Annotated in this window: 1 pseudogene; it reads right to left on the bottom strand. The window is 73.0% G+C overall.

The annotated features are described in order from the left end of the window. Positions 1-237: pseudogene (locus ACYQ0J_RS00240) on the bottom strand (hypothetical protein); the annotation flags it as partial.

Raw genomic sequence — 237 nt, 5'->3', positions numbered from 1 at the left:
CTTCCGGGCCAGGACCCACTTCCCCAAGGGGAAGGCCCGCTCGGCGAGGAGCCTCCCCCCCCGCAGGGCCCCCTCGAGGCGGTAGGCCTTCCTGGGCTCCAGGAAGGCGGTGAAGCCCCGGGCCCGGCCCAGGACGAGCCTGAAGGCCTCCCCGCTCTTGGGCTGGACGAGGACCACGAACCTCCTTCCGTCGGCGTGGAGGAGGATCCCGTGCACCACCAGCTCCGGCCCCTCCAT

The organism is Thermus sp. FJN-A, assembly GCF_054655095.1.
This window is presented reverse-complemented; position numbering and strand designations above follow the sequence as displayed.